The following is an 18534-nucleotide window of genomic DNA, read 5'->3' on the forward strand; positions in this document are numbered from 1 at the left end:
CCTGCTCCCCATCTGTACCTCATGGCCATAATTATGGTCGCTACCGCCGCTTGCGCCTGTGGTTGTCGCTAAAAAGGAACTAAAAATGCCTGCTCGTCGATTTCAACTTGCCTGACAATCCCGTTGCAGGCAGCCTTGACGCGAATATTGGTCTCCTGGAGTTAAAGCCCGTGCGCAAAATAAAATATGTGCTGCTATTGCTGATCCTGTGCGCCGCTGGCTACGTCGTGGCCGCGCCCTGGTTAACCGCCTACCGGATCAGCGACGCCGTCGACCGACACGATAGCGTGGTCCTGGCCGAGCTGGTGGAATTCGACAGCGTGCGCCAGAGCCTGAAACAACAGCTGAACAGCCGGGTGTTGCGTGAGCTGGGCACGGATAACAAACAAAATCCCTTTTCCGCCCTCGGTGCCAGCCTGGCCAACATCATGGTAGATGGCTTGCTGGATACTTACATGACCCCGGCCGGCATAGAACGACTGATGCGGGGAGAAACGCCGGCGCCGGGTATCCCCGAGAGCAGCCCACCACAGTCTCCCGGTGATGAGGCCGGCCATGACCCGAACGATACAAAGAACCCACCGGAGCGTAAAACACTGTTTTCCGATGCCCGCATGGGCTACCAGACGCTGGATAGATTTGTGGTGACCGTGACCGATGAAAAGGGCAGAGAAGCCGACTTTGTACTGAGCCGGCGCGGCCTGGACTGGAAGCTGACCGCCATAGCACTGCCCCTGTAGTACTTCCCCTGTAGTGCTGCCGCCGCATTAACCGGCGTATCGCCAAATACGTCCCGGATCCGTCTGTTGGTGAAGACCCGGGCAGAGCCTGTGGATCGATGCCAGACTGATGATATGACCGGCGGGCCTGCCCGGGCTTCGCCGGCGCCATCTTGATCCAAGGAGAGTCATGCCATGCGTCACTGGTTCCAGTTTCCCATCCGTGAAGGCGACACCTCGCGCCAGGCCCACTGCGACATGCCGCCGGGAACCTTCGAACGAGAAATAGGCAAGGAGGGTTTTTTCGGCCCCGCCAGCCACATGTACCATAGTCACCCGCCCACCGGCTGGAGTGCCTGGGAGGGCCCGCTACGCCCCCGCGCCTTCGACACCAACAAGCTTCCGTCACTCGGGCCCAGTCCCTGGGATGCCACCCCGTTGCTGCACAACGCCAGCCTGCGGATACGACTCTGGCAGAGCGACAAACCGATGAATCATCTGGTGCGCAACGGCGACGGCGACGAATGTCTGTTCGTACATAAGGGACAGGGCCGGCTTTTTTGCGACTACGGTCATCTGAGCTTCAGCGAGGGCGACTACATCATATTGCCCCGCGCCACCAGCTGGCGACTGGAGATCGAACAGCCGCTTACCCTGCTGATGATAGAGGCAACCCACGGCTCCTACATGAATGCCGAGCGGGGGCTGGTGGGGAGGCACGCGGTATTCGATCCGGCCATACTCGAATATCCTCGCCTGGATGACGCCTTCAAGGCCCAGAGCGCTCAGCCCGGCGAATGGCAGGTGCTACTCAAGGCACGGGAGCAGATAAACCGCATCAGCTTCCCCTTCAATCCGCTGGACGCCCGGGGCTGGACCGGCGACCTGACCGTGTTCAAGCTCAACTGGCGCGATATTCGCCCGCTGATGAGCCACCGTTACCACCTGCCGCCTTCTGCGCACACCACCTTCGTCACCAACGACTTCGTGATCTGTACCTTCGTGCCCCGACCTATCGAGTCCGATCCCGGTGCACTCAAGGTGCCCTTCTACCACAACAACGACGATTTTGATGAAGTCATCTTCTATCATCAGGGCAACTTCTTCAGCCGTGACAATATAGAGGCGGGCATGATCACCCTGCATCCCTGCGGCTTTACTCACGGCCCTCACCCCAAGGCCTTCGCCGCCGGCGCCAGCCATGCCCGCACCGAAACCGACGAGGTCGCGGTAATGATCGACTCCCGGCTGCCGCTGGACGTGGCCGAGCTGCCGGACGGGGTGGAAAACATCGACTATGTTAATTCGTGGCAGGTGAAATCGTAGCGCCAAAAAAAAGCGTCGAATACATCAAGGAGACAATAGTGAAACTGGCTTCTCTGAAAAAAGATCGTGACGGCAGCTTGCTGGTGGTGTCTCGGGATCTGAGCCGGGCGGTAGCCGCAGACGGCATTGCTCCCACCCTGCAGGCGGCACTGGATTACTGGGCCGAAACCGAGCCGGCATTGCAGGCACTCTATCAGCAACTGAACCAGGACGCCTGTACCGACAGCTTCGCGTTTGACCAGGCCGCCTGCGCCTCCCCCCTGCCCCGCGCCTACCAATGGGCCGACGGCAGCGCCTATGTCAACCACGTTGAGCTGGTGCGCAAGGCCCGTGGCGCCGAGATGCCGGCCAGTTTTTGGACCGATCCGCTGATGTATCAGGGCATGTCCGACGGCTTTATCGGCCCGCGTGAAGACATTAGCCTGGCCGACGAGGCCTGGGGTATCGACTTCGAAGGCGAAATCGCCATTATTACCGACGATGTGCCCATGGGCTCCGGCGTCGAACAGGCCGGCTCTCATATCAAGCTGCTGATGCTGGTCAACGATGTGTCCCTGCGCAACCTGATCCCGGAGGAGCTGGGCAAGGGGTTCGGTTTCTTCCAGTCCAAGCCGGCGTCCTCTTTCTCGCCGGTGGCTATCACCCCGGACGAGCTGGGCCATGCCTGGCGAGACACCAGGGTGCATCACCGTCTGCGGGTTCATCTGAACGACGAGCTGTTCGGGGAACCGGATGCGGGCACCGACATGACCTTCAACTTCGCCCGGCTGCTCGCTCATGTCAGCTTCAACCGGGCGCTGTGCGCCGGCAGCATCATCGGCTCGGGCACGGTATCAAACAGAGATCGCAGTACCGGATCCTGCTGCCTGGCCGAACGGCGCATGCTGGAGATCATCGAACAGGGCGAAGCCCGCACGCCTTTCATGAAATTCGGCGACCGGGTGCGTATCGAGATGCTCGATGCACAGGGCCGGTCCATCTTCGGCGCCATCGATCAGCAGGTAGTGAAACATGAAACTCTATGATTATATGCGATCCTCCGCCGCCTACCGGGTGCGGATTGCGCTCAACCTGAAAGGCCTGACCTATGAAAGCGTCCCTATTTCGCTGCTGGAGGGCACCCAGTTGGGAGAACATTACCGGTCGCTCAATCCGACCGGTCTGGTACCCAGTCTGGATACCGGAGAAGGCATCATAGGCCAGTCGCTGGCCATCATCGAATACCTGGACGAATGCCATCCCGAGCCGGCCCTGCTGCCGGCCCCCCCGCTTGCGCGAGCCCGGGCCCGGGCGCTGGCTCTGCAGGTCGCCTGCGATATTCATCCACTCAACAACCTGCGGGTGCTCAAGTACCTGACCGGCGAGCTCGGGCACAGTGAAGAGCAGAAAACCACCTGGTATCACCATTGGCTGAAGCAGGGGCTGGCCCCGCTGGAGCAACAACTGAGCGGCAGCGCCACGCCGTACTGCTGTGGCGATAATCCGACGCTGGCGGATATCTGCCTGGTACCTCAGATCTATAATGCCCGCCGCTTCAAGCTGGACATGACGCCCTACCCCAGGCTCATCGCCATCGAACAGGCCTGCAACCGACTCGACGCATTTCGGCTGGCTCAACCGGAACAGCAGTCAGATCATTCTGGCTACCCCCTGACCAGGAGATGAACATGCCCCGACAACAGTCACTTTTGTGGCGCCCCTCTCCCGCCCGGATACAACGCAGCCAACTGCATGAATTCATGAAACTGGTCAACCGGTGCTGCCAACTCGAGCTGACCGACTATCAAGGCTTGCACGCCTGGTCGGTACAGGATAGTGCCTCCTTCTGGAGCCTGATGTGGGACTTCGCCGAGGTAGTGGGTGAAAAAGGTGAACAACCGGTACTGAACGCCGCCAGCGCCCGGGAAGCAGTCTGGTTTCCCGAGGCCCGGCTTAATTTCGCCGAAAACCTGCTGCGCCATGCCGCAGCACATCCGGATAAAGACGCGCTGCTGTTTCAGGCAGAGGGCCAGCACCGGCGGCGCCTGTGTTGGACCGAGCTGACCGAACAGGTCGCGGCCATTCGTGCCTGGCTGGAGCAATGTGGCGTCAAGCCCGGTGATGTGGTGGCCGGTTACCTGCCGAATCTGCCGGAAACTCTGGTGGCCATGCTGGCCACCACGGCACTGGGTGCAATCTGGACCTCGACTTCTCCCGACTTCGGCGCCGACAGCGTGATAGAGCGCTTCGGTCAGACCCGGCCCAAGGTGCTGTTCAGTGCCGACGGTTACCGTTACAACGGCAAGCTGCATGACTCCAGTAGCAAGGCCAGAACCATAGTCACGGCCATCGACAGCATAGAACACTGGGTACAGATCCCCTATATAGGCACGCCTCAGCTCACCCCGAGCGACGAGGTTCAACACTGGCCGGAATTACTGGCTCGCCACGCCGGACAGCCGCTGCGCTTTACTCCCATGCCCTTCAATGCACCGCTCTATATACTTTACTCCTCGGGTACCACAGGGCAGCCAAAGTGCATAGTGCATGCCGCGGGCGGAACCCTGCTCAACCACTTGAAAGAACATCGGCTGCATTGTGACATTCGTCCCGGAGACCGGGTGTTCTATTTCACCACCTGTGGCTGGATGATGTGGAACTGGCTGGTTTCGGCCCTGGCCGGCGGTGCCACCCTGCTGCTCTATGAGGGATCGCCTTTCTTTCCCGATGGCAAGGTACTGTGGGACTGGGCCGAACAGGAAAACATCACTCTGTTCGGTACCTCCGCCAAATACCTGGAAGCCATGGAAAAACAGCAAGTCCACCCGCGGGATCACCATTATCTTGGGGCACTGCGTACTCTGTGCTCCACCGGCTCGGCCCTGGCTCCCGAGCAGTTCGACTTTGTTTACCGCCGCATCAAGTCCAATCTGCAACTGGCGTCCATCGCCGGCGGTACCGATATCTGCGGCTGTTTCGTGCTCGGTAACCCCATCAGCCCGGTCTACCGTGGCGAGTGTCAGGGCATCGGTCTGGGGCTGGATGTGCGGGTATTCGACGAACAGGGCCAGCCGTTACTGGAGCAGCAGGGCGAGCTGGTCTGTTGCAACAGCTTTCCCAATCGTCCCCTGGGGTTCTGGGGCGACGATGGCCACCGCTACGATGCCGCCTACTGGCAGACCTATCCGGGTTGCTGGCACCATGGCGATCTGGTGGCGAAGACCGCCCACGGCGGTATTGTGTTCTATGGCCGCTCGGATACGGTACTCAATCCAGGGGGAATACGCATCGGCACCGCCGAAATCTATCGTCAGGTCAGCCGCTTCGAGCAGATAGTGGATGCGGTGGTGGTAGGCCAGCACTGGCGCTTTGATGAGCGAGTACTGCTGTTCGTCAAGCTGGCCGACGGCGAGACTCTGGACGGCGCCCTGAAAGCGGCCATTTGCCGACGCATTCGCAACCAGTGCAGTCCGCGTCATGTGCCGGACAAAATACTGGCCGTAACCGACATCCCCAGAACCAAGTCAGGCAAAATCGTCGAACTGGCGGTACGCAACGTGGTGGAAGGCAAGCCGGTGAAAAATATCGGCGCCCTGGCTAACCCTGAGGCGCTGACATTATTCAAAGACTTGCCAGAACTCACAGAGTGATTTCATGAAGCCGCCGCCACTATCTATGCCCGCTCCGACAGGCTCATCCCTCGGTCAGAGAGCCTATTCCATTTGACGAAATACGAATACACTGTTTGTCACTTGGGGACATCGCTGGGTAATACCCGCCACCGGCATCCTGTACGTAGCAGGTAGAACACGGCACACCACAGTTCGAACAGGCCAACCGTATGCGGATTGGTGCGTTTGTTGGCATTTTCCAGTAACGGCCTGATACTCTGAAAATGCTCTTTGGTCATGTCACCGGAATATTTTTTCGTTTCATCTTCCCAGCATCCGATATCCAGGAAAAATCTCAAACAGGTTGTCAGAAACAGTGAATAAAAAATAAAAGGCCTGGCGACACAATGTGCTTTCCAACTTAACCACATCAAAACTGGTGGTAGCCAATGGACCCACGGGGTATTTACTGTCATTATATTATCACTTTATAAAAATACGGAGCAGGATAATGGCTTATCCCGTTTTGATGCTTTGGGCTTTCTTTTGTGCCCTACAGGATGCTAACCAGAAGAAAATTTCCAATTATCTGACACTCCCTGCCTGTGCCATTGCCCTAGCCTGGATATTTATCAATGGTTTGACCATTACCGGCGCCCCACCAATACAAGCTGCTATCACTGTCATATTCACCTTACTTATTACCTTGCCAGGATATTTGTCGGGAAAGCTGGGGGCAGGTGATGTGAAAATGCTGTTAGCCCTTTCTCTCGCTACCGATCAAATGCATCTTTTATGGACTGTCGCCCTGGCCGGTCTGACGATGCTACTCTGGGCCCTGAGTATCAACAAAACCTGGCAACTGGTGCCGGAATACTTGAGAAATAAAGTAAATCATTTATCGCCAGGACATATAAAATCCCCCCCTTATGCTCCTTTTGTTTTTTCCGGTTTTTTGTTTTCATCCTGGTTACTAAAGTAAGGATTCATCTTGAAGAACTGGCTTCGATCCGGCAAAAAAAAACCTGTCGACAGGGTGATTGCTGAGCACTCACACCCAGGTGTTATTTTACACCTTAATGACGAGTGCCACATATTAAGTATGTATGGCGCACTTACCTCTCTTTTCCCCTCAAATTGTCAATCGCTGAGCGACATCATTGCCACGCCCTTGATTGACAGCCAACCTCATCAATGGCTGGGGCAACACCTGTCCTTCTCCCTGAGAACTAAAAACAAACAGCTCATCCATATGCAGGGAAGCCTGCACGAGACAGATGACAACTGGAAGCTAATACTCATTGACAACACAGAGTCGGTAACCCGAGATAAAAAGAGGGAATTAAAATTGAAGCTGCTCACCGGCACCATGAGCATTGCTGACAAGATAATAAAAAGCACACCTGATCGCATGCCGGAAACCTTGTCAGAGGGCCTGATCGAGCTTACAGAATTGTTACATGTCCCCGGAATTTCGGTGTTGACAAGAAATAACAAGAACCAATGGTCATTTTATCAGCAACTTCATCTCTCAAACTCTTGTTTTATTTATCTGGACAACAAAGAGCTCTCAAGGCTACTAGACAGAGAAAACAATAAAAATCTGGTCAGGGTACCCACTGGAATAACACATAACAATAATTTTACCTGCATCGCTATTCCATATCATGGACAACATGAGGTGAATGCCTGGTTATTAGTAAGTCTATTACCACCGACAAGAAACAAAGAATTCATCAACGAAAAGTATTGGAACCACATTGCCAACACTTTATTGGCGGCTGTAATTACTAAAAAAAATGAAATGCACCACCTAAATGAGAAAGCTAGAAGTCACTGTATTTCTCAGTCACATGGTGTTTTTTGGTGGGAATATAATATTGAAAAAGACATATTCCAGTTCTCTGAGCAAATGCAGATAAAACTGGGGTTCATGGGAGACTGCACACGCAGTGAGTTATTTCAGCTTGTTTATCCTGCAGATTTGGATGAGTTCAGAGATCGACTGATTGATACATCTACAAAAAAACTTCCCTTTCAACAAAATCTACGGCTCATGATAGAAGGGACCGAACAGTGGTTTCAATTTAGTTTCACTCCCCAACCTGTTAGAGACTCACATTCTATTATTGGCAGCTTGATCAATATAGACAAGATACTATTTCATGAACAGGAAGCCTTAGCTGCCAACGAACGTATACGCTCATTGGTAGCCAATGCACCCGCTATCATTTATTTTCAAAAGTATCATGATGGGGCATTGATAAATGTATTTTTCAGCAACAGCCTTGGCACTTTACTGGGGTGGGCCCCCGAGGAGTTCAATAACGAGTCGTTATTAAAATGCATTCATCCTGATGATAAGGATATATTTTACAAAAAAAACAAAACACTACTTAAAGATGGAATCGTGAGTTGCAACTATCGTCTCATTGATACCAACGGAAAGTATCACTGGTTTATCGATGAGGCCAAATTATTACATGATCAATGGGGGAAACCTCAGGAAGTGGTCGGCCTATATATAGATGTTACCGACGCCACTGTCACCAGTGATAAGCTGTCTAAAAGTGAAGAAAGGTATCGAGTTCTGGTAGAAGACTCGCCAGCAATTATTTGCAGATACAATACGAATCTAGAGCTCACCTTTGCCAATAATCTCTTTCTTTCGTATTTAGGTATCAATTCAATCTCTGAAAAAAATATTAATCTTAAACAGTACTTATCAGAAGAGCAATTCTCTTCTTTCCGTAAACGTATAGAATCCCTTTCCATCGATGATCCTATTATGAATGCCGAAATATGTCTCCACCTCCCAAACAGGGAGCCGATATGGGTTGTATGGGCAGAGCGAGGAGTCTTTGATGATAATGGAAAACTCCACGAGATCCAGGCTGTTGGACGTGATAACACCGAGGTATATAAAGCCAGGCTTGATATGTACCAGAGCGCAAAGATGGCTATTATAGGCGAAATGGCCACAACCCTGGCTCATGAAATGAATCAACCCCTTAACGTAATGAGAATATCGCTAACCAACCTGCTGAGAAAAATAAATAATGATGGATATAACAAGGAATATGTCAAATCGAAACTGAACAGAATAGAAGAGCAGATAGTAAGGAGTTCAAAGATAATAGAGCATCTCAGGTTCTTTGGTCGACGCTCGGCACTCGAGATGACCCTTTTTAACCCACAGCATGCCATCGATGGGGCTCTCTCTCTAACTCGGGATACTTTGATAAATAATTGTATAGATATTCACATTTCCAGCAAACCATCCCCTATGATAATGGGACACCATGATCAGCTTGAACAGGTATTGATCAATCTGCTTGTCAATGCAAAAGATGCCATAGTTCAGCGTCAGGAAAAAGAGCCGGGGTTTCAGGGCCAAATCGACATCACTACATATCCGTCAGAAGGCAGCCTCATCATTCAGGTTGAAGATAACGGTGGCGGCATACAGAGTCATCACTTGGAGCATATTTTTGAGTCTTTCTTCACTACCAAGCCGCCAGGCAAAGGAACCGGCCTGGGCTTGCCCCTTAGCTTTGGCATAATCAGACAAATGAACGGCAACCTGACAGCGGAAAATACTGACAATGGCGCAATTTTTGTAATAAAAATACAATTAAAGAACAAGTAAAAGCACAGCATTTCACAACAAAGGGGCTGATTCCAGTTTTTTGACCTAGAGTATTTTATATATATCCATAAAGAGTTATAGTTTAAAAAATATAACTCTTTATGGATATATATATGGATGTTTCCATGGACAAGGTTCAGTTCAATAGCATATTGATCGTTGACGATGAGCCCCTGATCGGTGAGGAACTATGCGAGTTCTTCACCGATCAGGGATTCAAGTGCATTTCTTGCTATGAAGCCGAAAGTGCCATCCGCTTGTTCAAGCACCACAAAGATATTTGTATCGTACTCAGCGACCTGCATATGCCAGGGAAGAACGGGCTGGAATTGCTCAAGATCTTGTTGAATCAGGCAATGGAAGAGCAGAGACCACTAAAATCAGTGCTGTTTACTGGTCGCTCCGAAAAAGAGGACGTGATAAGCGCACTGCGAGTCGGTATCTCCGACTATTACGCCAAACCGTTAGACATGGACGAAGTATTACACGGGGTCGAAAGACTCAGAGACTGTATCCAGCAGGAAGCAAGCCCTCTTTTCATCCAACAAATCAACAACAAACTTCACCAGCTATCGGACTTTATGGACAGTCTTAAGCAGGATGTTTCATTGTTACAAAATACGACCCCGACGGCAGATCCTGAAGCGCCGGCGGGTCACCGTTCGGTAGCCGGCCAGGCAATACTGGACAAGTTGTCGCCACGCCAGCAATCGGTAGCATTGCTCATCGGCAAGGGCATGACAAATTACCAGATAGCCCTGAGCCTGGGGATCAGCGAAAATACCGTCAAGCTCTATGTATCCCAGACACTTCGGCTTACCAAGATGCGTAACCGTACCCAGCTGGCCTTGTCTCTGTCGGGAGAATAACCTCAGTTATCAATGCTACCCTCAATTCCCTGCTCAAAAAAGTCTGGTATGGGGTGTTCATAACTTTCCAGCCAACGCCGATTTGCGAGTTCCCGCTCGGCTGGCGTTGCAGCTTGGCTGTATCTGGAAGCGGCATTTCCTTCCCTCTGTAACTGTAACCATCGCTCGGTCTGCGGACGGGGCTCGGTGCCAATAGCACGCCCCTGAGCGAGTAAACTGTTCGCGGTTACACTGGCAGAAACCACCATCAGCACAGCACCGACCAAATACCCGTTAACGCTCATAATGACTCCCTCAGTTTTTCGTTGTGCCATGACACGGGGAGCGCACTCCCCATAAACCTAAGCCTGTCACCTTACAATGATGGGCACTACAGGCTGAGAAGCTGCCTCTATCCGCTGCACGCCCTGCACACGAGAGACTCCGACAGACATGGCTTGCAGCGAAGAGACAGCCGCAGTCTCAGCCTCGATTCCCTCTTCGTTGGGCTGCAGCGCAAGCGCCGGTGCATTACGTTCCATCACAGAGATAGCCCGGGGGGCAAGGGTCCCGCGGACGAGCTGCCTTTGGCCATCTTCCAGCTTCATCGCCTGAGCCCGGCCGAGCGCAGCCTGATATTGGCCACTGCTCAACTGGTAGCGGGATGTCAACTTTGCCGCTGCGTCGAAGTTATCCTGATAGAGCACCAGCGCCAGCAAATTGCGCAGCGCCCTCTGTTCCCCTTCGTTCAGTTCAATGGCGGTAAGAAATTCAAACCGCGCCTCATCCAACTTGCGCTGGTTCATGTAAACCACGCCCAGATCATTGCGCATGGCTTCATTGGTTGGCTCCAAACCGATAGCCTGCTGCAAGTGTTGCAGCGCTGCTTTATTATCGTTCTGGAGCACGGCCATCTGCGCCAGGCCATGATGCCCTTCAGCCACCAAACAGGTATCGAGCAGGCTCTGATAAAGCCCCTCCGCCTCGGGACGACTCAGCAGGCGCAAAACCTGCGCCTTGCCCAGACGCGCTTCGGGCAGTTCCGACGGCAGACGTTCGAGATTGGCCAAAGCGGCATGAAGCCGCTTGCCCGCCACCATTTCCCTTGAAAGATTCAAGGCCAATTCCTGATCCCTGATTAGCGGCTCACAAGCTCGGGGCTTATTCTGTGTCTGATTGATCAGATAAGGTGAACTGTCGGATAATTCATTCACCTTGCTGGCCGGTGTTGACACACAGCCACTCAACACGCCGGCAATCAACACCAGCCCAGTTACTCGCTTCATCCCATCTCCCCAAAGGCCCTGATAATCGCAAGAAAGCCAGGGCCCGCTAAAACAATCAATAAAGCCGGAAACAAAAGACCTACCATTACAATCGACATCTTGGCAGACATTTTAGATATTTTTTCTTGCAAGGCCGTAATACGCCGTTCGGTCAACAGTTCCTTCATGGCATGCAACGATGCCATGGCTCCACTACCCTGACGGGAAAGCTGTTCAAGCACGTTAAAACAGTCACTCACTTCATCCACATCAACCAATTGAGCAGTACGACGCAGCTCACCCTGTAAATCCAGGCCGGCATCCACCCGTTGTAGCAACAAACGTAATTCGGTCGAAAGCTCAGGCAAAACATGCTTTCCCTCGACGGCCAGCATTCTTATGGCCTGTTCCACGACCATGCCCACCTCGAACAGGATACGCAGCAACGGCAGAGCGGCTTCGACTTCTTCGGCCAGTTTTTGCCGCCGCCGCTTCACCGAGCCGGCCAACATACGCTTCGGAATAAGGTAACCGATACCAAATACAAACAGCAGTGTCAGCCAAGACGTCCCGCCAGTTCCTTGAAACAACAAGCTGGCCAGTTGGACAAGGGCGACCAGGCTAATCGGCAGACCGAATTGAATAGCCACAAACAAGGCTTTCTGGCTGTTCTTGCGCCAGCCAAGCTGTTCCAGCAGCCTCAATGTTTCAACATCGAGACTGAGGCCTTTTCTGCCAAGCCGGCTCTGGCCGAACTCATTCAGCAATCGTTCTTTGTCGACCTCTGTCCTTTTACCAAGCCGATGATTTACCGAACGGCGTTGCCGCCGGTCCTGAACCAGTAATACCAGCAGCAGAATGGCCAAGCTCAGTTGCAATAAAGAACTGACGATAAAGGCATTCATATCAGATACTCCTCAGCATGCGCCACAGGGCTAATAAGCCCAGTATCTGAAAAACAAACGCACTCAGCAGCACCAGTTTTCCGGATGGATCCTGCCATAGCCCCATAAAGAAATCCGGGCTGGAGATAAAAATATACGCCGCCAGCGCTACCGGTAGCCCTCCCAGCACCAGGGCACTGATCCGGGTTTCACCCGTCATCGCTTTCAGTTGTCTGCTGGCCTTGTCTTTTTCTTGTATCTGCGAAATCAGGTTGCCCAGCACTTCGACAGCATTGCCGCCGTACTTCTGGTTTACCCGGATGGCCAGAGCCAGCAACCGGAACTCTGTTCTATTGTAGAGTTCGGCAAATCCCTCCATTGCCTCTTCCAGGCTACCGCCTCGCTCAATGAAACGCTGGCTCCGCCCAAGAGCCTGGTGTAAAGGAGCTGGAGCGGCAGCCACCGCCAACGACAATGCCTCCGCCAACGTCCGCCCGGACTTCAAACTGCGGATCATATGATCCAGCATGGCCGGTAACTGTACTATCATCTTGCTTACCCGGCGCCGGAAGCACCACCCCACGTAAAGCCGGGCAGCCAGTAATAACAAAACCCCGCCGCCCAGAGCAGCCAGGCTTCCCCAGATGATATACAGCAGCAGCAGACAGCCAGTGAATAAACCACTCAGCAACCATACCGATACGGGAGACAGCTGAAAACCGGACTTTAACAGGGTCCTGTCTATCGAACCCAGCGCTTTCGGATCCGATACGCGGGCTTGCATCAGTCGTCCGGCAACAGACTCGGCCCTCGCTTTCAGCCTCGCCTTACGAAACAGCACAAATGATCCCAGCAACAATATCAGAGCCAGCACACCCAGCAGCAGCGGCATCTCCATAAGTCTCTCAATCCTGATTACGCTTCATGGGTTTCAAAAAATATTCTGCAACTTTTCGCCACCCGGATTAACCGCTTCCCGCACAAAGGTGCGGGCCCCGTCACGCTGTAATTTAAACAGGGTATTGGTGACATACTGATTGTCCCGCAATGCAACGACTTCCAGGATTTCGCTGATACAACGGCGACCGTCCGCCAGCCTGACCAACTGAATGACGACGTCAATGGCCGAACAAATGGTCTGGCGCAAGGTACGTTCAGCCACCTGCAGCCCGGACATGCCCACCAGACTTTCCAGGCGAAGCAAGGCATCCTGGGCATTGTTGGCATGCAATGTGGTCATGGAGCCGTCGTGGCCGGTATTCATGGCCATCAACACGTCCAGTACTTCCCCCCCACGGATTTCCCCCAGGATGATGCGGTCCGGGCGCATCCTGAGTGCATTGCGCACCAGATCCCGGGCCGCAATTTCTCCGTAGCCATCGGCGTTGGGGGGGCGGGTTTCGAGCCGCACCACATGCTCGTGCTTCAATTGCAATTCGGCCGTATCTTCAATCGTCACGATACGCTCGGCCGGACAAACAATCTGACTAAGCATGTTCAGCATGGTGGTTTTTCCGGTACCGGTACCACCACTGACCAAAATGTTGCAACGCCGCGTCACCGCTAATTCCATGAAATTCAGCATGGCCTTGTCGAGCGATCCCGATGCCAGCAGGTCGGCACTCTTGAGCATATCCTGACGGAACTTCCGCACCGACAGAGAGGGCCCGTCAATGGCCACCGGCGGGATCACCGCGTTGATCCGGCTGCCGTCTGGCATGCGGGCATCCACCATAGGAGAAGACTCATCCAATCGACGGCCGACCGGCGCCAGGATCCGCTGGATCACCCTTAACAGATGTGCATCGTCGATAAAGCGTAAATCGCTGCGGTGCAAAGTCCCCTTCCGCTCAATAAAGATCCGGTGTGGCCCATTGACCAGGATCTCCGTTACGGAAGAATCGCGCAGCAGTACCTCCAAGGGACCAAACCCCACCAGTTCGTCCACCAGCTCTTCCGTCAGCTTGTCCTGCTCGTAGCGAGACAGCGGGATATGGCGAACCTTGGTATACTCCCCTACCCTGGTGTTTACAAACTGCACCAGCAGGTGGCGGCTGCTGTCCAGCAGGTGGTCGGGCTGTTCTTCCAGCGCATCGATAATGTAGCGATGCAGGGCCCCCTTCAGCAGAGGAGCATGATGGCTCTGGTGGCCTTCTTGTCCAAACAGCGGCTCATGACTCATGACACGGCTCCCACCAGACGTTGCAGCCAGCCTTTATCCTGATTGGCGCCGCTGCTGTTTTTGGCAACCTGGGTGGCCAGCTGTCCGAGCGACTTATTCAGCGGATCTCTCGGCTCCAGCCTATCCAGCGGCTGGCCGTTGTTCTTCACCTTGAGCCTGGCCGACAGGCTTGCGGGCAGGCTCGCCGCCAACGGCAACCCGAAGGCGGAAGCCAGTGTGGCGGCATCAGGTGCCACCTGCTTGATATAACGATCCACCACCAGCCCGGCCTGCTCCAGGCGCATCCCCTGCTCGCGCCAACTGCCGAGTACTTGCAGATTGCGCTTGCAGCAGGCAACGCTTTGATCCACATACCAATACACCTGCTGACACTGGTTCACCAGGGTGCGCAGCTGTTCGCAATCACTCTGACCAACCAGATTGATCACCACATGATCAAAGTGCTGACTCAAGGCTCCTTTCAGCAAATAAAGCTCGGTTGAAGGCACCTGGTTGAATGCCGGATCTTCCGCTCCCAGCGCCAGCACATGCAGGCCTCCATCATGCCGGTTGAAGGCACTTTCAATCAGGTTGCCGTCCAGCCTGCGCAAGTTACGCAGGGCATCACCAAAGGAAAAACCGGACGGCAGCCCCAGTATTTCCAGGCTCTCGCCGGCAGGCCAGCCAAGGTCGAGCAACAGCACCCTCTTCCCTTTCTTTTGCAGAGAATATGCAATATGAGCACTGACCAGGGCGGCATCCGGATCTGGTTGCACCCCGTACAGCAGCGTCAGGCTGTTATTGTGCTTTTGCAGCGGCACCACCGGCGCTCGCTGGCTGAGCCGGCGCACCAGCCCCATGACCTCACTGCTGCGCATACCGTACACGATAAAATCCCGGGCACCGGCACGCATCGCATTAATGACCAACTGATTGTCCAGACCATCACCCAAGCCGACCACCGTCAGCAAGGGACGGGCCTCGAGCAACCCTTCAATCAGGCCGCACTGGCTGGTCATGTCTTCCGGATCCAACCCCACGAAGATGATGCCGGCTTCGGTAATATCGATAAGGCCGAGGATTTCATCCAGCCGATCGTTCACCGCCAGCACCTGGCCCGGCTGCAAGGTGGACTGCAGCCATTCCACATCCGTTTGATTGGAGGAATAAACAAGAAAAGTCTGTTCCATGGTCATCCTCCTTATCGGGACAGTCCGTTATGCATGCCGAAATCACCGCTCTCCAGAAACAGCAGCTCAAACACGTTGGGGTTATATTGACGCAAACGCTCTCCCGGCAGCTCCGGCAGGCGGGCCTCGGCGGCCAGCGGCCATATCAGGTGCGGCGTGACTATCATCAGCAACTCCTTTTCTTCCCGTTCGATACGGGAGGAACGGAAAAAGCCGCCCAGCACGGGAATGTCCCCCAACCCGGGCAACTTGTCGACGTCCGCATAGTTGCGGGCGCTTATCAAGCCACTGATAACAAAGCTTTCGCCGCTGGCCAGGGCCACGCTGGTATCGGTACGGCGCACATTTAGCGAAGGCACTGTAGTGCCGGCAATAGAAACACCTGTATTGAAATTCAGTTCGCTGACTTCCGGAGCCACTTTCAGCAATATCCGGTTTTCATCGACCACGGTCGGTGTCAGCGTCAGCCGTACCCCGAACTCCTTATATTCGATGGACACAGAATCACTGCCACTGCTGGGTACCGGCACCGGAAACTCTCCGCCGGCCAGAAAGCTGGCACTTTGTCCGCTCAGGGAAACCAGGCTGGGATTGGCCAGCGTATAGGCAAAATTACTGTTTTCCAGGGCATTCAATACCCCCAGAATTTCCCGGCTGCCGCCGCCCCAAGCAATATTGAAGCCGCTGTTTTGCAAAGGGACCGGGGTGGCGCTGCCATCAGGCAGCAGGCCACCAAGACCCACGCTGCCGGTAGTATTGCCCGGCGCGCCAAACAGAAAACTGCCACGCTTGCCAAACAACGACACTCCCACGTCCTTCAACTTGCTTCGGTTAACCTCCACAAAGCGGATATCGGTCTGTACCTGGCTGGGCAACGCCGCCGTGTGGCCGGCCGGTAACACGGAGGGTAACAGCGCCTGGGTCGCCAGGCCTTGCACAAACACCATACTCGGCCGCGGAGTGGCCGAGCAACGGGTCCAGATATTCAGATTGGTTACCCCGCTGTTGACACCGCTGAGCAGCACAGCACTACGATCGACGAGTCGCACATCGGCCACCTTGGGATCCCCCACCGCCAGGCGGGTCACCGGCACCGGCAGGCGGAGTTCCTGTTGCATTCCCTGATTGATTTCGATCACCGCAGGCACCGATGACAAGGCCGCACAATTGTTGGCACTGGCATCAAGCGGCACCCATAAGGCCAACACGGCCACCCAGCTCAACGGAGAACATAGTGAAGAAGAAATAGCTCGTTTCATGATCTGCTCTACTGTTTAAGGAGTCTGCCGGGATACTTCCGGCCCACGATGAATGGTTACGCTGGATGCGCGGCGAGCCCGTACCGCCGGTCTGGCCTGGCGCAAAGCCAGCGTTTCAAACTGAAACAGCTGCCGCTCCATTTCCTTGATTTCGTTGTCTTCAATACCATTCCTGTAATAGCCGGCCAGGCGCTGCTCGCTGGCACTGCGCACGGCCAGTCGCAGGGTTCCAACCTGGGAAGCAAGCATGAAACGGGTCAGCAGAGGAGCCGGTACCGCCAACACCGCTGTGCTGGCCGGCCGTTGCCGGCGGGCCTTGTCGTCATCCGGTGTCGGGTACAACGCCGGCTCTCCGCTGACGGTAACCGACACGTGCTCACCGAAGCTCAACACCCGTAACGCCGGCACCACCACCTGGGCGGTTTGATTCCGGTTTCGGCCGGTTTCACGCAGGTAGAGCAGTACATCGACGTAATCACCGGGGCTGATAAAGCCGCCGCCGCCAATGACCTCATCGACGGCGATGGCCAGGGCTCGTTCTTTATCACCAATAAGACGGGCCAGCGGGCCGCCGGCCTGGAGCAAAGACTGATTCAAGATGATGCCGGCCGGCAGCGCCTGCCAGACATGACGGCCGATTAACGACGAGGGATCGGAAAAGGTATCGGGAGGGGCTATTTTCAGCTGCTCCGTCGCCAAATGCTCGGCGGAAATCACTTCGAAGGGTTGCAGCGGTTTTGCCAGTACCACCACCGGGCTGCGCTGCTCTTCATCTACTCGCTGCACCAATTGTTGCGGAATGCCTGGCTCCGGTTCAGTAACGAAAGTCCGTTCCGATACCACCGGCTGCTCTGCCTCCGCCATCTGGTTGCTGATCTTGATACCCTGATATCCGGCCACCACGGCTCCCACCAGCAGCATACCGGCCAACACCAGGGTCAGTCGACTGTTCATCCCGTGCTCCTTGATTTGGTATTGTTATCGACATAGCAGAGCATCCATATGCAACGAGATATGAGTCAGTCGGTATGGAATGCGAATATCACTATTTATTAACGACAGCTTATTCACTAACGACCACGGACCAGAGAGCAAAGTAGACCAATTTTATAATCTTGACAGCACTGGCGCCAGAAAATATAGACTAAATAAAAGTCTAACTTAAAAAAGCGCCTTGAAACAGTCACTTCCTGTATTTACCCGTTAATTTTTAGTATCGAGACGGCGCAAGCGCAATGTCTTCCCTCACATCTTGGGCAGGCATCACAAGATGAAAAACAATAGGAGTACTAATACTTTATATATATTTACTATTAAAAAAAACAGGCTAGCATTCATTGGAGCGACCCAGCCAACAGCCTTAAAAAACCTAATAAACCTAATAACAGCAAGGGCATAAAAATGAATGACATATTCATCAAGGGATGCATCAACCTTCACATAAAGATAAAGCAGCTTCTGCAACGGGAAGACGGCGCTTCGGCCATCGAGTACGGCATCATCGCCGGATTGATTGCAGTGGGAATTATCACCTCCGCAAGTGAAATAGGAGTTAAATTAGCCGAGTTCTTTGCAGATATCAGTACAAAAATTGGTGCCGCTCCTCCAACATCTCCAGATCCTAATTGATTATTACCATTTCT

At 54.0% G+C, this 18534-nt stretch carries 18 protein-coding genes; 9 read left to right on the forward strand and 9 right to left on the reverse strand.

Going from position 1 to position 18534, the window contains the following annotated elements; genetic code table 11:
• The first annotated feature begins 170 nt into the window (after positions 1–170).
• The 5 genes from ACLEIV_RS09615 (at position 171) to ACLEIV_RS09635 (ending at position 5674) form a co-directional block, all read left to right on the forward strand.
• Positions 171–740 carry a DUF2939 domain-containing protein gene (locus ACLEIV_RS09615; RefSeq protein ID WP_410456431.1) on the forward strand — a complete coding sequence of 190 codons (570 nt, stop codon included), beginning with the start codon at positions 171–173 and terminating at the stop codon, positions 738–740.
• A 174-nt stretch (positions 741–914) separates the two neighbouring features.
• Positions 915–2045: a homogentisate 1,2-dioxygenase gene (locus ACLEIV_RS09620; RefSeq protein WP_410456432.1), complete on the forward strand. Its 1131-nt coding sequence runs from the start codon at positions 915–917 to the stop codon at positions 2043–2045.
• Positions 2046–2083: 38 nt separating this feature from the next.
• Positions 2084–3070: a fumarylacetoacetate hydrolase family protein gene (locus tag ACLEIV_RS09625; RefSeq protein WP_410456433.1), complete on the forward strand. Its 987-nt coding sequence runs from the start codon at positions 2084–2086 to the stop codon at positions 3068–3070.
• The gene (gene maiA, locus ACLEIV_RS09630; RefSeq protein WP_410456434.1) at positions 3057–3710 is read left to right on the forward strand and encodes a maleylacetoacetate isomerase; all 654 of its coding nucleotides are present in this window, start codon (positions 3057–3059) and stop codon (positions 3708–3710) included. Before ACLEIV_RS09625 ends, maiA begins: the two co-directional genes overlap by 14 nt.
• A gap of 2 nt (positions 3711–3712) precedes the next feature.
• Positions 3713–5674: an acetoacetate--CoA ligase gene (locus tag ACLEIV_RS09635; protein WP_410456435.1), complete on the forward strand. Its 1962-nt coding sequence runs from the start codon at positions 3713–3715 to the stop codon at positions 5672–5674.
• 98 nt (positions 5675–5772) lie between these two features.
• Here the strand turns inward: ACLEIV_RS09635 and ACLEIV_RS09640 are convergent, their stop codons facing one another.
• On the reverse strand, positions 5773–5934 hold the full coding sequence (locus tag ACLEIV_RS09640; RefSeq protein WP_410456436.1) for a transposase: 162 nt from the start codon (positions 5932–5934) through the stop codon (positions 5773–5775).
• 212 nt (positions 5935–6146) lie between these two features.
• Here ACLEIV_RS09640 and ACLEIV_RS09645 point away from each other — a divergent pair, with 212 nt between their 5' ends.
• The 3 genes from ACLEIV_RS09645 to ACLEIV_RS09655 all read left to right on the forward strand — a co-directional run bounded on the left by ACLEIV_RS09645 (position 6147) and on the right by ACLEIV_RS09655 (position 10153).
• Entirely contained in the window at positions 6147–6617 is a 471-nt protein-coding gene (locus ACLEIV_RS09645) for an A24 family peptidase (protein ID WP_410456437.1), read from the forward strand.
• Positions 6618–6626: 9 nt separating this feature from the next.
• The gene (locus ACLEIV_RS09650) at positions 6627–9284 is read left to right on the forward strand and encodes a PAS domain-containing sensor histidine kinase (protein WP_410456438.1); all 2658 of its coding nucleotides are present in this window, start codon (positions 6627–6629) and stop codon (positions 9282–9284) included.
• A gap of 125 nt (positions 9285–9409) precedes the next feature.
• Positions 9410–10153, forward strand: coding sequence for a response regulator (locus ACLEIV_RS09655; RefSeq protein WP_410456439.1), 744 nt, complete (start codon positions 9410–9412; stop codon positions 10151–10153).
• Positions 10154–10155: 2 nt separating this feature from the next.
• On the opposite strand, the gene ACLEIV_RS09660 is transcribed toward ACLEIV_RS09655, so the two are convergent.
• From ACLEIV_RS09660 to cpaB, 8 genes are all read right to left on the reverse strand, one after another.
• On the reverse strand, positions 10156–10437 hold the full coding sequence (locus ACLEIV_RS09660; protein ID WP_410456440.1) for a DUF3613 domain-containing protein: 282 nt from the start codon (positions 10435–10437) through the stop codon (positions 10156–10158).
• A gap of 66 nt (positions 10438–10503) precedes the next feature.
• Positions 10504–11418, reverse strand: a complete 915-nt coding sequence (locus tag ACLEIV_RS09665) for a tetratricopeptide repeat protein (protein WP_410456441.1) — start codon at positions 11416–11418, stop codon at positions 10504–10506.
• Positions 11415–12302: a type II secretion system F family protein gene (locus ACLEIV_RS09670; RefSeq protein WP_410456442.1), complete on the reverse strand. Its 888-nt coding sequence runs from the start codon at positions 12300–12302 to the stop codon at positions 11415–11417. The genes ACLEIV_RS09665 and ACLEIV_RS09670 overlap by 4 nt, the downstream gene beginning before the upstream one ends.
• Position 12303: 1 nt before the next feature.
• Positions 12304–13179, reverse strand: a complete 876-nt coding sequence (locus ACLEIV_RS09675) for a type II secretion system F family protein (RefSeq protein WP_410456443.1) — start codon at positions 13177–13179, stop codon at positions 12304–12306.
• Between the two features lie 33 nt (positions 13180–13212).
• Complete coding sequence (locus tag ACLEIV_RS09680; protein ID WP_410456444.1) at positions 13213–14463, reverse strand: TadA family conjugal transfer-associated ATPase; 1251 nt, start codon at positions 14461–14463, stop codon at positions 13213–13215.
• Complete coding sequence (locus ACLEIV_RS09685; protein ID WP_410456445.1) at positions 14460–15632, reverse strand: CpaE/TadZ family protein; 1173 nt, start codon at positions 15630–15632, stop codon at positions 14460–14462. Before ACLEIV_RS09685 ends, ACLEIV_RS09680 begins: the two co-directional genes overlap by 4 nt.
• 11 nt (positions 15633–15643) lie before the next feature.
• On the reverse strand, positions 15644–16891 hold the full coding sequence (locus ACLEIV_RS09690; protein WP_410456446.1) for a type II and III secretion system protein family protein: 1248 nt from the start codon (positions 16889–16891) through the stop codon (positions 15644–15646).
• Between the two features lie 15 nt (positions 16892–16906).
• A complete protein-coding gene (gene cpaB / locus ACLEIV_RS09695) occupies positions 16907–17845 on the reverse strand; it encodes a Flp pilus assembly protein CpaB (protein ID WP_410456447.1) in 939 nt (312 codons plus the stop codon).
• 447 nt (positions 17846–18292) lie between these two features.
• On the opposite strand from cpaB, the gene ACLEIV_RS09700 reads away from it, so the two are divergent.
• Positions 18293–18520 carry a Flp family type IVb pilin gene (locus tag ACLEIV_RS09700; RefSeq protein ID WP_410456448.1) on the forward strand — a complete coding sequence of 76 codons (228 nt, stop codon included), beginning with the start codon at positions 18293–18295 and terminating at the stop codon, positions 18518–18520.
• The last annotated feature ends 14 nt before the right edge of the window (positions 18521–18534 follow it).

The organism is Oceanisphaera submarina (genome assembly GCF_046521305.1).
GTDB lineage: Bacteria > Pseudomonadota > Gammaproteobacteria > Enterobacterales > Aeromonadaceae > Oceanimonas > Oceanimonas submarina.

What these genes read in the sequence shown, in the direction of transcription:
- ACLEIV_RS09680 (WP_410456444.1), bottom strand. Translation starts at nt 14,463, where the DNA reads ATGAGTCATGAGCCGCTGTTTGGACAAGAAGGCCACCAGAGCCATCAT.
- maiA (WP_410456434.1), top strand. Translation starts at nt 3,057, where the DNA reads ATGAAACTCTATGATTATATGCGATCCTCCGCCGCCTACCGGGTGCGG.
- ACLEIV_RS09620 (WP_410456432.1), top strand. Translation starts at nt 915, where the DNA reads ATGCGTCACTGGTTCCAGTTTCCCATCCGTGAAGGCGACACCTCGCGC.
- ACLEIV_RS09685 (WP_410456445.1), bottom strand. Translation starts at nt 15,632, where the DNA reads ATGGAACAGACTTTTCTTGTTTATTCCTCCAATCAAACGGATGTGGAA.
- ACLEIV_RS09635 (WP_410456435.1), top strand. Translation starts at nt 3,713, where the DNA reads ATGCCCCGACAACAGTCACTTTTGTGGCGCCCCTCTCCCGCCCGGATA.
- ACLEIV_RS09670 (WP_410456442.1), bottom strand. Translation starts at nt 12,302, where the DNA reads ATGAATGCCTTTATCGTCAGTTCTTTATTGCAACTGAGCTTGGCCATT.
- ACLEIV_RS09640 (WP_410456436.1), bottom strand. Translation starts at nt 5,934, where the DNA reads ATGACCAAAGAGCATTTTCAGAGTATCAGGCCGTTACTGGAAAATGCC.
- ACLEIV_RS09690 (WP_410456446.1), bottom strand. Translation starts at nt 16,891, where the DNA reads ATGAAACGAGCTATTTCTTCTTCACTATGTTCTCCGTTGAGCTGGGTG.
- ACLEIV_RS09655 (WP_410456439.1), top strand. Translation starts at nt 9,410, where the DNA reads ATGGACAAGGTTCAGTTCAATAGCATATTGATCGTTGACGATGAGCCC.
- ACLEIV_RS09665 (WP_410456441.1), bottom strand. Translation starts at nt 11,418, where the DNA reads ATGAAGCGAGTAACTGGGCTGGTGTTGATTGCCGGCGTGTTGAGTGGC.
- cpaB (WP_410456447.1), bottom strand. Translation starts at nt 17,845, where the DNA reads ATGAACAGTCGACTGACCCTGGTGTTGGCCGGTATGCTGCTGGTGGGA.
- ACLEIV_RS09675 (WP_410456443.1), bottom strand. Translation starts at nt 13,179, where the DNA reads ATGGAGATGCCGCTGCTGCTGGGTGTGCTGGCTCTGATATTGTTGCTG.
- ACLEIV_RS09660 (WP_410456440.1), bottom strand. Translation starts at nt 10,437, where the DNA reads ATGAGCGTTAACGGGTATTTGGTCGGTGCTGTGCTGATGGTGGTTTCT.
- ACLEIV_RS09645 (WP_410456437.1), top strand. Translation starts at nt 6,147, where the DNA reads ATGGCTTATCCCGTTTTGATGCTTTGGGCTTTCTTTTGTGCCCTACAG.
- ACLEIV_RS09700 (WP_410456448.1), top strand. Translation starts at nt 18,293, where the DNA reads ATGAATGACATATTCATCAAGGGATGCATCAACCTTCACATAAAGATA.